The sequence below is a fragment of the Bradyrhizobium sediminis genome (assembly GCF_018736105.1).
Taxonomy (GTDB): Bacteria; Pseudomonadota; Alphaproteobacteria; order Rhizobiales; family Xanthobacteraceae; genus Bradyrhizobium.
Genome location: NZ_CP076135.1, coordinates 1,914,629 through 1,927,519 on the forward strand (window position 1 = coordinate 1,914,629; position 12,891 = coordinate 1,927,519).

11 protein-coding genes are annotated in these 12,891 nt (G+C 64.5%); 5 read left to right on the forward strand and 6 right to left on the reverse strand.

The genetic code is table 11. The features are described 5' to 3' along the window. Positions 1–6: 6 nt before the first annotated feature. From KMZ68_RS09205 to KMZ68_RS09230, 6 genes are all read right to left on the reverse strand, one after another. Positions 7–1,812 (reverse strand): gamma-glutamyltransferase family protein, encoded by a 1,806-nt coding sequence (locus tag KMZ68_RS09205; RefSeq protein ID WP_215615466.1) that lies wholly within the window; start codon positions 1,810–1,812, stop codon positions 7–9. A 94-nt stretch (positions 1,813–1,906) separates the two neighbouring features. Then, positions 1,907–2,908: an ABC transporter ATP-binding protein gene (locus tag KMZ68_RS09210; RefSeq protein ID WP_215615467.1), complete on the reverse strand. Its 1,002-nt coding sequence runs from the start codon at positions 2,906–2,908 to the stop codon at positions 1,907–1,909. Continuing rightward, entirely contained in the window at positions 2,905–3,891 is a 987-nt protein-coding gene (locus tag KMZ68_RS09215) for an ABC transporter ATP-binding protein (protein ID WP_215615468.1), read from the reverse strand. The genes KMZ68_RS09210 and KMZ68_RS09215 overlap by 4 nt, the downstream gene beginning before the upstream one ends. A gap of 31 nt (positions 3,892–3,922) precedes the next feature. Next, positions 3,923–4,894, reverse strand: coding sequence for an ABC transporter permease (locus KMZ68_RS09220; protein ID WP_215615469.1), 972 nt, complete (start codon positions 4,892–4,894; stop codon positions 3,923–3,925). A 13-nt stretch (positions 4,895–4,907) separates the two neighbouring features. After that, positions 4,908–5,888 carry an ABC transporter permease gene (locus KMZ68_RS09225; protein ID WP_215615470.1) on the reverse strand — a complete coding sequence of 327 codons (981 nt, stop codon included), beginning with the start codon at positions 5,886–5,888 and terminating at the stop codon, positions 4,908–4,910. A 100-nt stretch (positions 5,889–5,988) separates the two neighbouring features. Further along, positions 5,989–7,587 (reverse strand): ABC transporter substrate-binding protein, encoded by a 1,599-nt coding sequence (locus KMZ68_RS09230; RefSeq protein ID WP_215615471.1) that lies wholly within the window; start codon positions 7,585–7,587, stop codon positions 5,989–5,991. A gap of 201 nt (positions 7,588–7,788) precedes the next feature. On the opposite strand from KMZ68_RS09230, the gene KMZ68_RS09235 reads away from it, so the two are divergent. From KMZ68_RS09235 to KMZ68_RS09255, 5 genes are all read left to right on the forward strand, one after another. Then, entirely contained in the window at positions 7,789–9,042 is a 1,254-nt protein-coding gene (locus KMZ68_RS09235; RefSeq protein ID WP_215615472.1) for an NAD(P)/FAD-dependent oxidoreductase, read from the forward strand. Between the two features lie 115 nt (positions 9,043–9,157). Beyond that, positions 9,158–9,424 (forward strand): DUF6489 family protein, encoded by a 267-nt coding sequence (locus KMZ68_RS09240; protein ID WP_215602776.1) that lies wholly within the window; start codon positions 9,158–9,160, stop codon positions 9,422–9,424. 5 nt (positions 9,425–9,429) lie between these two features. Further along, the gene (locus KMZ68_RS09245) at positions 9,430–10,227 is read left to right on the forward strand and encodes an esterase/lipase family protein (RefSeq protein ID WP_215615473.1); all 798 of its coding nucleotides are present in this window, start codon (positions 9,430–9,432) and stop codon (positions 10,225–10,227) included. 80 nt (positions 10,228–10,307) lie between these two features. After that, the gene (locus KMZ68_RS09250) at positions 10,308–11,855 is read left to right on the forward strand and encodes a WS/DGAT/MGAT family O-acyltransferase (RefSeq protein ID WP_215615474.1); all 1,548 of its coding nucleotides are present in this window, start codon (positions 10,308–10,310) and stop codon (positions 11,853–11,855) included. 28 nt (positions 11,856–11,883) lie between these two features. Continuing rightward, positions 11,884–12,879 carry an alpha/beta fold hydrolase gene (locus tag KMZ68_RS09255; RefSeq protein WP_215615475.1) on the forward strand — a complete coding sequence of 332 codons (996 nt, stop codon included), beginning with the start codon at positions 11,884–11,886 and terminating at the stop codon, positions 12,877–12,879. Positions 12,880–12,891: the final 12 nt, after the last annotated feature.

Genomic DNA, 12,891 nt, shown 5'->3' on the forward strand with positions numbered 1-12,891 from the left:
TCGAGCTTACCGTCCGGCCGCGTAGCCCTGCATACCCCGGGGGTTGGCGGCAGCGCGGCGGCGGCGCCCGACCTTCGAGGCGGCGGTGAGGCGGCCCTCCGACCAGTCGGGGCCGGTCTCCACGATATGGCCGCGGCTCTCCAGGATATCGATGGTCGATTTCGGCACGCGGTTCTCGACTACCAGCACGCCGGGCCGCGAGGTGCGCGGCCAGAACGAAATCGGGAAATGCTCGGAATGCCAGGCCGGCGCGTCGATCGCTTCCTGCAGGTTCATGTTGGCATGAACGTGCCGCAGGAAGAATTGCGTGGTCCACTGGTCCTGCTGATCGCCGCCGGGCGAGCCCCAGGCCATGTACGGCTCGCCGTCGCGCAAGCACATGGTGGGCGAGAGCGTGGTGCGCGGGCGCTTGCCCGGCGCCAATGCGGCCGGGTGATCTTCCTCGAGCCAGAACATCTGGGCACGGCTGCCGAGGCAGAAGCCGAGTTCGGGAACGACCGGCGACGACTGCAGCCAGCCGCCGGACGGCGTCGCCGAGATCATGTTGCCGGCCTGGTCGATGATGTCGAAATGCACGGTGTCGCCGCGCACTTCGCCGAAGCGGCCGACGGTCGGCTCGCCCGCGCCCATGGCGCCGACCGCCTCGCGATGGCCTTCGGCACGGCGCAGCTTGACGACCGAACCAAAGCCTTCGACCGAGCCGGGAACGAAGTCGAGCGAGGCCTTGTCCCTCGAGATCAGCTTGCGGCGCTCGTCGTTATAGGCGTCCGACAGCAGCGTGCTGATCGGGATTTCGCTGAAGTCCGGATCGCCGTAGAATTTCTCGCGGTCGGCAAAAGCCAGCTTGGCAGCTTCGACCTGCAGGTGGATGAATTCCGGCCCTGCGGGATCGAGCCCGTCGAGTTCGAATCCCTTCAGCAGCGCGAGTTGCTGCAGCATCACCGGACCCTGGCTCCAGACGCCGGCCTTGCAGACGGTGTAGCGGCCATAGTCGTAGGTCAGCGGCGCTTCGACCGTTGCCTGCCAGCGCGCCATGTCGTCGGCGCGCAGGACGCCGCGATGCGGCGAGCCGCTGACGTCCATGATGTCCTGTGTGCGGCAGAATTTGTCGATCGCTTCGGCGACGAAGCCATGCGACCATGCCTTGCGCGCACGCTCGATCTGGGCGACGCGGTCGGAGCCGGCGCTTTCGGCCTCCTTCAGGATGCGGGCGTAGGTTTCCGAGAGCGTCTTGTTGGTGAAGAGCGTGCCGGGGACCGGCACTTCGTTGTTGGGCAGATAGACCGCGGCGGATGTGGTCCAATGCGTCCTGAACAATTGCTCGACCGTCTTGATCGTCGCCGACGCCCGCTCCACCAGCGGGTAGCCGTCACGGGCATAGGCGATGGCGGGCTCCAGCACGTCGCGCAGCCGCAACGTGCCGTAATCACGCAGCAGCAGCATCCAGGATTCGAAGGTGCCGGGCACGCAGGCGGCCAAAAGACCGGTGCCGGGCACCATTTCGAGGCCTTCGCTGCGGTAATGCGCGATGGTGGCGCCGGCCGGGGCAGGACCCTGGCCGCAGATCACCTCGGTGCGGCCGCGCCTGGTATCGTGCACGATAACAGGAACGTCGCCGCCCGGACCGTTCAGATGCGGTTCCACCACCTGCAGCGTGAACGCGGTGGCGACGCCGGCGTCGAACGCGTTGCCGCCCTTCTCCAGCGTGGCCATCCCGACCGCAGTGGCGATCCAGTGGGTGGAGGTCACGACCCCGAACGTGCCTTCGATTTCCGGCCGGGTGGTGAAGGGATCGGGATTGATTTTGCTCATGGGAACCTGTCGGCCGGGTTGGTATTTGGTACGCCACTTGACCACAGCCGGGCCTGCCTGCCAACCGGCACCAACGCAGTGCTGCCGCCCGCGATTAGGCCGATACGGCGACGTCAGCCGGCTTGTTGACGGCGTGGCAGGCGACGCCGCCGATCAGCGCGGGGGCCTGTTTGCGGCAGAGATCGAACGCCAGCGGACAGCGCGGGTTGAAGGCGCAGCCGGGCGGCGGATCGATCGGGTTGGGGATTTCGCCCTGGACCGGAATGCGCTGGCGGCCGGACATCGCCAGATCCGGCACCGCGCCCAGCAGCATTCTGGTGTAGGGCATGCGCGGGTTGCTGAACAGTTCGCGGCCTTCCGCGATTTCGACGATGCGGCCGAGATACATCACGCCGATGCGGCTCGCCATGTGCCGGACCACGGCGAGGTTGTGGCTGATGAAGAGGTAGGTGAGGCCGAATTTGTCCTGCAGGTCGCGCATCAGGTTGAGGATCTGCGCCTGCACGGAGACGTCGAGCGCGGAGGTCGGCTCGTCGCAGACGATGAATTCGGCCTCCGACGCCAGTGCGCGCGCGATCGCGATCCGCTGCCGCTGCCCGCCGGAAAATTCGTGCGGATATTTCCAGCCATCGTCGGCGTGCAGGCCGACCAGACTTAACAACTCGCCGACGCGCGCCTGGATATTGCGCTCGCCCTGGATCAGGTCGAAGGCGCGGATCGGCTCGGCGACGATGGCGTCGACCCGGAAACGCGGGTTCAGGCTGGCATATGGGTCCTGGAAGATCATCTGGATGCGCCGGCGCAGCTGCTGGCGCGCCTGCAATTGCCTGGCGTCGCTCATCGAGACGCCGTCGATGATCACTTCACCGGAACTCGGCGACAGCAGCCCGACCACCATCCGGGCGACCGTGGTCTTGCCGGAGCCGGATTCGCCGACCAGGGCAAAAGTCTCGCCGCGCTTGATGTCGAAGGTCACACCGTCGACCGCCTTCAGGAATTCCAGCCGGCCGCCTTCGAGCACCCGGTTGAGCCATGGTTTCGAGACGTCGAAGGTGCGGCGCAGATTCCTGACATCGACGAAGGGCGCTGAGGTCATGCCGCGGAATCCTTCGCGGCGGCGTCGTAGAGATGGCAGGCCACGGCCTGCGTGCCGTGCTTGATCGGTTCCGGCCGCTCGATCCGGCAGCGATCGAACGCGAACGCGCAGCGCGGGTTGAACGAGCAGCCCGCCGGGATCGCCGACAGCCGCGGCATCGAGCCGGGGATCTGCACCAGCCGCTTGTCTTCGCCCGCGAGCGTCGGGATCGCGCCCATCAGGCCCTTGGCGTAGGGATGCAGCGGGTTCTGCACGACATCGCGCACCGGACCGATCTCGGCGACGCGGCCGGAATACATTACCGCGACGCGGTCGGAGGTTTCGGCGATCACGCCCATGTCGTGGGTCACCAGCATCACCGCGGTGCCGTGGTCGCGGCCGAGGCGTTTGATCAGGGAGATGATCTGGGCCTGCACCGAGACGTCGAGCGCCGTGGTCGGCTCGTCGGCGATGATCAGTTCCGGTTCGGCGCAGATCGCCAGCGCAATCACCACGCGCTGGCGCATGCCGCCGGAAAATTCGTGCGGATAGGCATCGATGCGTTTTTCCGGGGCGGGAATGCCGACCTCGGCCAACAGGTCGATGGCGCGCTTGCGCGCGGCCTGTTCCGACAGGTTGGTATGGGTCCTGATGGTCTCGACGATCTGGTCGCCGATCCGGTACAGCGGGTTGAGGCTGGTGAGGGGGTCCTGAAAGATCATGCCGATCCGCTTGCCGCGGATCCGGCGCATTTCTTCCGGCGGCAGGTTGTCGATCCGCATGCCCGACAGATAGATCTCGCCGCCACTGATGCGGCCGGGAGGATCGATCAGGCCGATCACCGCAAGACCGGTGACGGATTTTCCGGCGCCGGATTCGCCGACCACGCCCAGCACCTCGCCCTTGGCGATGTCGAACGACACCCCGTCGATGGCGCGCAACGTGCTGCGGCGGGTGACGAATTCCACCTGAAGGTTACGCACGGAGAGAACGGGTTCGGTCATGGAAACGAATGCGTGGGTGTTGCCGCGCCAATCATCGGAGTTTCGGATTGAGCGCGTCGCGCAGCCAGTCGCCCAGCAGGTTGATCGAGAGGATCAGCGACGCCAGCGCGAGACCCGGAAAGGCCACGATCCACCATTCGCCGGCAAACAGATAATTGTTGCCGATCCGGATCAGGGTGCCGAGCGAGGGCATGGTGTCGGGCATGCCGGCGCCCAGAAACGACAACGTCGCCTCGGTGATCACGGCGAGCGCGAGGTTGATGGTGGCGATCACCAGGATCGGTCCCATCGCGTTGGGCAGCACGTGGCGCAGCATGATCACGGGCGCGGGCAGCCCGATCAGCTGCGCCGCTGCGACGTAATCCTTGTTCTTCTCCACCATCACCGAGCCGCGCACGGTGCGCGCATATTGCACCCAGAAGCTCAGTCCGATCGCGAATACCAATACCGCCAGCGTGCTCATGGCGTCGAGGCGATTGCCGAACACCGATTTGACGACGCCGTTGATCAGGAGCGCGATCAGGATCGCCGGGAAGGTGAGCTGCACATCCGCGATCCGCATGATCAGGCCGTCGACGGCGCCGCCGACATAGCCGGCGATCAGTCCGAGGACGATGCCGAGCGTGCCGGAGAACAGCACGCCGAGAATCCCGACCGTGAGCGAAATGCGCAGGCCGTAGAGAATGGCGGAGAACACGTCGCGGCCCTGTTCGTCGGTACCGAGCAGGAACGGGCTTTGGCCGTCCGCGGTCCACAGCGGCGAAATCCGCGAATTCATCAGTTGAAGCTGTGCCGGGTCGAACGGGTTCTGCACGGCCAGCAGCGGCGCCAGGATCGCCAGCAGGAAGAACAGCACGGTGACGGCGGCCGCCACCATCGTCATCCTGGAACGCCGGAACGAATAGAACACGTCGCTTTCGAGGGCGCGTCGAAGCCATCCGCTGCCGGAATGCGAGCGCGGAGCGCTCGGTTCGGCCTGGTGCGGGATGACGGCGTCGGACATCGGGGGATCTCGTTCAGGCCGGACGGCTGATGGTGGAGCGCAGCCGCGGATCGACGACCGTGTAGAGAATATCCACCACCAGATTGATGGTGACGAAGATCAGGGACACCATCAGCAAATACGCGGCCATGATCGGGATGTCGACGTTCTGCACCGCTTGCACGAACAACAGTCCCATGCCCGGCCACTGGAATACGGTTTCGGTAATGATCGCAAAAGCAATTACCGAGCCAAATTGCAGGCCGGCGACGGTGATCACGGGCACCAGCGTGTTCTTCAGCGCGTGCCCGAAATGGATCGCCCGCGTCGTCAGCCCTCGCGCCCGCGCAAAGCGGATGTAGTCGGTACGCAGCACCTCGAGCATTTCAGCCCGCACCAGCCGCATGATCAATGTCATCTGGAACAGGCCGAGCGTGACCGAAGGCATGATCAGGGCCTTGAGGCCGGACACCGTGAGCAGGCCGGTGGTCCACCAGCCGATCCGCACCACGTCGCCGCGGCCGAACGACGGCAGCCAGCCCAGCACCACGGCGAACAGATAGATCAGGAGGATGCCGATCAGGAAGGTCGGCAGCGAGATTCCGATCAGCGACACCGCCTGGAATATCTTGGCCAGGAACGTGTCGCGTTTCAGCGCCGAATAGACTCCCATCAGGATGCCGAACACCATCGCGAAAATGGTGGCGCAGATAGCGAGTTCCAGCGTCGCCGGCATCCGCTCTTTCAGCAGGCTCGCGACCGGCTGGCGAAACTGATAGGAGACGCCGAATTTGAACTGCGCGGCGTTGGCGAAATAGCGGGCGAACTGCAGCGGCACCGGATCGTCGAGCCCGAGCGACTTTCGCACGGCCGCGCGTTCGGCGGCCGGCGTATCCAGCGAGACGATCTGGTTGACCGGATCGCCCGCGAACCGGAACATCGAGAACGAGATGATCCCGACCGCGATCATGACGCCGATGGCCTGGATGGCGCGACGAAGAGTGAAAGCGAGCATGTGATCCTTTCACTTCTGTTCTGATGTGGACGTCGCTGTCGGGCGGAAACGAAAAGTCCCGGGAGCGTGAAGCCACCGGGACCTGGATGCTGCGACCGACTTATTCCTGTTTGGTCATCCAGTAGGGCAGAACCGCGTTGTCGGCGCGCTGCACCACCTTGAGCTTTTTCGATACGCCCCATGCCAGCGCCTGCTGGTGCAGCGGGATATAGCCGAAATCCTTGGCCATGATCTCGAACGCCTGCTTGATCAGCTGATCGCGTTTGGTCGTATCCGATTCAACCAGCACCTTGTCGGCGAGCTCATCAAGCGTCTTGTTGCAGTAGCCGCCGAGATTGGCGTTACCGCGCGAGGATTTCGGATTGCCGCGGCAGCCCATGATGTCGTAGAGCACGTTGTGGGCGTCGGAGGTGCCGGGAGTCCAGCCGAGCAAATAGAACGAGGTCTGGTAACCGCCGGCTTCCAGGACCTTGGCGAAATACTGCGCCTTGGGCTGCGCCAGCAAGTTGATCTTGACGCCGATGCGGGCCATCATGCCGACGATTGCCTGGCAGATCGCGGCGTCATTGACGTAGCGGTCGTTGGGGCAATCCATCGTGACTTCGAAACCGTCGGGATAGCCGGCCTCCGTCAGCAGCTTCTTGGCGCCGTCGGGATCAAATTTCGGACGGGTGAAGTCGCCCGACAGCTTGAACAGTTGCGGTGCGATCATCAGCGCGGACGGCGTCGACAGGCCGCGCATCACGCGGGTCTTGATCAGCTCGACGTCCACTGCCTTGAAGAACGCTTCGCGGACGCGGACATCCTTGAACGGGTTCTTGCCCTTGACGTTGGAATACAGCAGTTCGTCGCGGGTCTGGTCCATGCCGAGGAAGATGGTGCGCAACTCGGGGCCCTTCAGTACCTGGGCGTTCGCACTGGAGTCGACGCGGGCGATATCCTGGGTCGGAACCGGCTCGATGATGTCCACCTCGCCCGAGAGCAGCGCCGCCACACGCGTGGCGTCGGAGCCGATCGGCGTGAAGATGATCTCCTTGAGATTGTGCTGCGGCTTCTGCCACCAGTTCGGGTTGGCCTTGAACACCGTCTTGACGCCGGGCTGGTGGCTTTCGATGGTGAAGGCGCCGGTGCCGTTGGCGTTGAGCGAGGCAAAACTCGGCGAGGTCGCGGCGGCCGGCGTCGGGGCTACCGCGTTGTTCGCCTCGGCCCATTTCTTGTCCATGATGTACCAGGTATCCCACTGCGAATGCAGAATGGGATTGGGCGACGTCAGGATGAAGTCCACAGTGTAGTCATCGACCTTGACTACCTTGGCGTCCGCCGCAATGCGGGTTTGCAGGTTCGAGCCCTTGGCGCGAACGCGGTCGGCCGAGAACACCACGTCGTCGGCGGTGAGGGGATCGCCGTTCTGGAATTTGACGTTCTTGCGCAGGTGGAAGCGCCAGCGGGTCGGTTCCGGGGTTTCCCAGCTTTCGGCAAGCCCGGGAATGATCTTCAGATCCTTGTCGCGCGCGATCAGGCCTTCATAGACCTGCCCGAGATGTGCATGGGTGGTGGTCTCGTTGAGGGTGTAGGGGTCGAGCGATTTGAGGTCGCCCTGGTTGGCGTAGCGCAGGGTCTGGGCCGATGCCGGGGTCATCGCGAAAGCGACGATCGAGAATGTGGTCGCTGCTGCGAACAAGGTTTGACGTACCGACATTTGTTAAGGTTCTCCGCTGTGGCGCGAGGTTCATCGCTGCAATGACGGCAGCCATGGCCAATCCATTGTTGCCAGAGTTTGGCCGCTGCGCAAGGGCGATTTCAGCGAGGGCAGGTCGGTTTGCGCGCCGCTACCGCAACGGCCAGCTTCGCTGTAAGCAACGGGAACAAGAACGTAACATTCAACTTTCGGAGTGCCGGGATGGCGGATCTCAAGGCCGATGTTCTCGTATTGGGTGCGGGCATGGTCGGCGTCGGCGCTGCCCTGCACCTGCAGCAGCGGGGACGCGACGTCATCCTGGTCGACCGGAACGAACTGGCCGGCGAAGAGACCAGTTTCGGCAATGCCGGACTGATCGAGTGTGCGTCGGTCTTTCCCTACATGTTTCCCCGGGATTTCGGCCAGATCCTGCGATACGCCATGAACCGCGCGCCGCAGGTGCGCTACAGCCTCGCCGACCTGCCGGCCTTCCTGCCGTGGATCCTGCGCTATTATCTGGCGTCCTCGCCGGAGCGGGCGCTGCACAGCGCGATGGCCGAATTGCCCCTGATCCGGGCCAGTCTCATCGAACATGAGGCCCTGATTGCCGAGGCCGGGGTTCCGGAATTGTTGCGGCGCGACGGCTGGATCAAGCTGTATCGCTCGGATGCGACGCTGGCCGATGCGTTGAGCGATTTCGAACGGGCCAGGCAGTATGGCGTCGCAGGCCATGTTCTCGACGGCAAGGCCATCGCGGCGCGCGAGCCCAATCTGAGCGGGGAGTTTTCAGGCGCGATCCATTTTCCTGCGCCCGGATTCGTTCCCGATCCGGGCGGACTGGCCAAGGCCTATGCGGCGCTGTTGGTACGCAAGGGCGGCCGCTTTCTCGTCGGCGATGCCAGGACCCTCGAACAGTCCGCCGGCGGATGGCGCATTGGCGGCTCCAGCGGTGCTGCGGTCGCGCGCGAAGTCGTGGTGGCGATGGGACCGTGGTCCGATCTGGTGTTTCGCCCGCTCGGTTATGCGATCCCGCTCAGCGTCAAGCGCGGCTATCATTTGCATGTGGCGGCGCGCGGCAATGCCGTGCTCAATCATCCCGTGCTCGATGCGGACCAGGGTTTCGTGCTGGCGCCGATGAACCGCGGCATCCGGCTCACCACCGGGGTGGAGTTCGCCCGCCGCGACGCACCGCCGACCCCCGTTCAGCTGCAGCGCGCGCTGCCGCAGGCCCATGCGCTGTTTCCGCTGGGGGAGGCGGTCGACGCGAAACCCTGGATCGGCGCGCGGCCGTGTTTGCCGGACATGCTGCCGGTGATCGGGAGGGCGCCTCGCCACGCCGGGCTGTGGTTCGATTTCGGACACCAGCACCACGGCCTGACGCTCGGCCCCGCGACCGGCCGCCTGCTGGCTGAGATGATGACCGGCGAGACCCCGTTCGCCGATCCCACCCCCTTTGCGGTCGAGCGGTTCGGTTGACCATATCTGGCGAATGAAGGCTCGAGGCCCGGTTTCCTCCGGTCAGGCCGCTTGCTTCGCCCAGCCTGTCGCGGCGATACTGCGACTAGCTGTCAAGAAGCAGTCAGGAGCCGACATGAAGATAAACGTTGAAATAGACTGCACGCCGCTCGAAGCCCGGCAGTTTTTCGGGCTTCCGGACGTGCAGCCGATGCAGACGGCCGTCATGGAGAATCTCCAGAAGCAGATGATGGCCAACATCGAAAAGGTTTCGCCGGAAGCGCTGGTGCAGAGCTGGTTCACCTTCGATCCGAAAATCGCCGAGCGGTTTCAGGACATGTTCGTGACCATGGCCGGCCTCGGCGGTGTGCGCGGCGCCGACAAGAAGTCCGGCGACAAGTAGTAGCGATGCCAGCCGACCGCAGCGAACCGCAGCCCACCGGCCGGCTTCGTCCGCCGTCGCTCGGCCTGCTGCTGGCCGAGGCGAGAGGGATCTTCGAACTCAACGCCAGCCTGATGCTGTCGCCGCTGTTGATGCGCGCACCGCGCGGCGACGGCCATCCGGTGCTGCTGCTGCCGGGGTTCCTCGCCAGCGACCTGTCGATGGCGCCGATGCGGCGATATCTCAGGGAACTCGGCTACGACGCCCATGCATGGCGGATGGGCCGCAACCTCGGCGGCGTGTCGCGGATGCGAACCGCGCTGCGCGGCCGGCTTGCCGAAATTCATGCCGCCACCGGCCGCAAGGTCAGCATCGTCGGGTGGAGCCTCGGCGGCGTCTATGCGCGCGACCTGGCGCTGCAGGTCCCTGACATGGTGCGATCGGTGGTCACGTTGGGAAGCCCGTTCGCAAACGACGTGACGGCGACCAACGCCACGCGGCTCTATGAGGCGTTGTCAGGGGAGGGGGTCGAGGACGACCCGGAGCTTCGCGCCGCGATATCGGGCGATCTGCCGGTTCCGGCTACGTCGATCTATTCGCGCACCGACGGCATCGTGAACTGGCGAACCTGCCTGCTGCGTCCCTCCGATATCGCCGAGAACATCGAGGTCCGTTTTGCCAGCCATATCGGGCTCGGCGTCAATCCGGCCGCGCTGTGGGCGGTTGTGGATCGTCTGGCCCAGGCCGAGGGCGAATTTAAGCAATTTGACCGATCGGGGCCGTTTGCCATTGCATATGCGGCTCCGGAAAATGCACAATTGTGACTAGCGTCCCGGCAACAGGGACCGCCTGAACGGCAAGAAGCGCCAAAAAAAGGCGCCGCGTGATCTGCGGGAGGGAAAACATGAGTGACGCCAAGAAACTGTCGTCGATGGACGCGTCGTTTCTGTATCTGGAAACGCCGGAAATGCCGATGCATGTCGGGAGCATGGCGATCTTCCGCCTGCCCGACGACTACAAGGGCGACTTCTTCGAGGACTTCAAGGCGATGATCGCCTCGCGGCTGCATATCGCGCCGATCCTCAAGGCCCGCCTGGAAAAGGCGCCGCTCGACATCGATCACCCCTCCTGGGTCGAGGACGACCAGTTCGACATCGACCGCCACATCTTCCGCGGCAGCCTGCCGGCGCCGCACGATCGCGCGACGCTGGAACGGATCGTCGGCTGGATGCATGCCAAGTTGCTCAACCGCGCCCGCCCGCTCTGGGAGTTCTATGTCTTCGAAGGCATGAAGGACAACGAGATCGGCCTTTATTCCAAGATGCATCACGCCTGCATCGACGGCGGCGCCGGCGCGGCGCTGACCAACATGATCTACGACGTGACGCCGATCCCGCGGACGATCGAGCCGCCGACGGCGCGCGCCAAGGTCGGGCAGGAGCCGCGCGACATCGCCGCCAACCTGATCGATTCCTATCAGCAGCTCTGGCGCCAGCCGTTCGACGGCGCCACTGCGCCGAAGAGCATCGACCTGCCGCGCTCGGGAAAGAGCGATCTCGGGTCGATCCTGTTCGACAACGCGATGTTCCAGATCGAAAGCGCGGTAAAGTTCGCTGGCAGTATTCCCACCATGCTGAAGAGCGTCTCCGACGTGGTCGGCAAGATTTCCGATCCGAAATCGCGCGACAGCATCGCCAGCATGGTGTCGCCGTCGACCGTCCTGAACAAGGCGATTTCGTCGGAGCGCAGCTTTGCCGGCGTTTCAATCTCGCTCTCGCGCGCCAAGGCGCTGGCCAAGCAGTCCGGCGGCAAGCTCAACGACGTGGTGCTGGCGCTCGCCTCCGGCGTGGTCCGGCGCTATCTGCTCGAGCAGGGCGCGTTGCCGACCAAATCGATGACGGCCGCGGTGCCGATCTCGCTGCGCGAGGAGGGCAATACCGACGCCAACAACCAGGTGTTCGGCATGATCTGCTCGATCGCCACCAATATCGAGGATCCCAAGGCGCGGCTGGAGGCTATCATCGCGCAATCCACCAAGTCGAAGGAGATGTCGCATCCGCTGCGGGCCCTGATGCCGCAGGTCTCCAACGTCTCGATGCTGGGCGCGCCGATCCTGGTCCAGATCCTGGCGCTGCTGTACAGCCGCTCCAACCTGTCGGACGTGCTGCCGCCGGCGGCGAACGTCACGGTGTCCAACGTGCCGGGGCCGCGGCAGACGCTGTATGCGGCAGGTGCCGAGTTGCTGCACATCTTCCCGGTGTCGATCTCGACCCACGGCATGGCGCTCAACATCACCGTGCAGAGTTATCGCGACCAGCTCGATTTCGGCTTCATCGCCGGCGCCAACATCATCCCGCATGTGCAGGTTCTGTGCGACATGCTGCCGGGGGAATTCGCAGCACTGGAAGCGGCCTACGCGCCTCCGGCCGATCTGACCAGCGCCGCAAGCTGAAGCCCAGAACGAGAGTGAGATATCAGCGATGATCGAAATGCCGCCGCTGCAATTCGCCCAGACCAACGGCATTCGCATGGGCTACTACGAAGCCGGTCCCAAGACCGACAAGCCGCCGGTGATCCTGTGCCACGGCTGGCCGGAGATCGCGTTTTCCTGGCGTCACCAGATCAAGGCTTTGAGCGAGGCCGGCATCCGGGTGATCGCGCCGGATCAACGCGGCTATGGCGCCACCGACCGGCCTGAACCGGTCGAAGACTACGACATCGAGCACCTCACCGGCGATCTCGTCGGCCTGCTCGACCATCTCAAGATCGACAAGGCGATCTTCGTCGGTCACGATTGGGGCGGCTTCGTCGTCTGGCAGATGCCGCTGCGTCACATCGATCGCGTCGCCGGGGTGGTCGGGATCAACACACCGCACACCAATCGTGCGCCGGCCGATCCGATCGAGCTGTTCCGGCAGCGCTTCGGCGAGCACATGTATATCGTGCAGTTCCAGGACCCGGCGCGCGAGCCCGACAGGATATTCGGCAGCCGTGTCGAGCAGACCTTTGATGCCTTCATGCGCAAGCCGGTGCCGCGCAGCGATACCGCGCCGGCGGAGCAGGTGGTCGCCGGCGTCGGAGCTTCACCGCGGCTCAATCTGGCATTTCCGCAAATGATTGCCGCTTACGACGCCAGGCATGACCCGCGGACGCCGATCCTGTCGCCGGAAGAGAAAAAGGTTTTCGTCGACACGTTCACAAGATCCGGCTTCACCGGCGGCATCAACTGGTACCGCAACATGTCGCGCAACTGGCGGCGCTCGGCCGGGATCGACCACACCGTGCGGGTGCCGTCGCTGATGATCATGGCCGAAAACGACCACGTGCTGCCGCCGTCCGCGGCCGACGGCATGGAGAAGATCGTCCCCGATCTCGAGAAGTATCTGGTCCGGGACAGCGGCCATTGGACGCAGCAGGAAAAACCGGACGAGGTCAGCGCCAAGCTGATCGAATGGCGTAGAAAGCGATTTGGGTGACGAACGTGCACC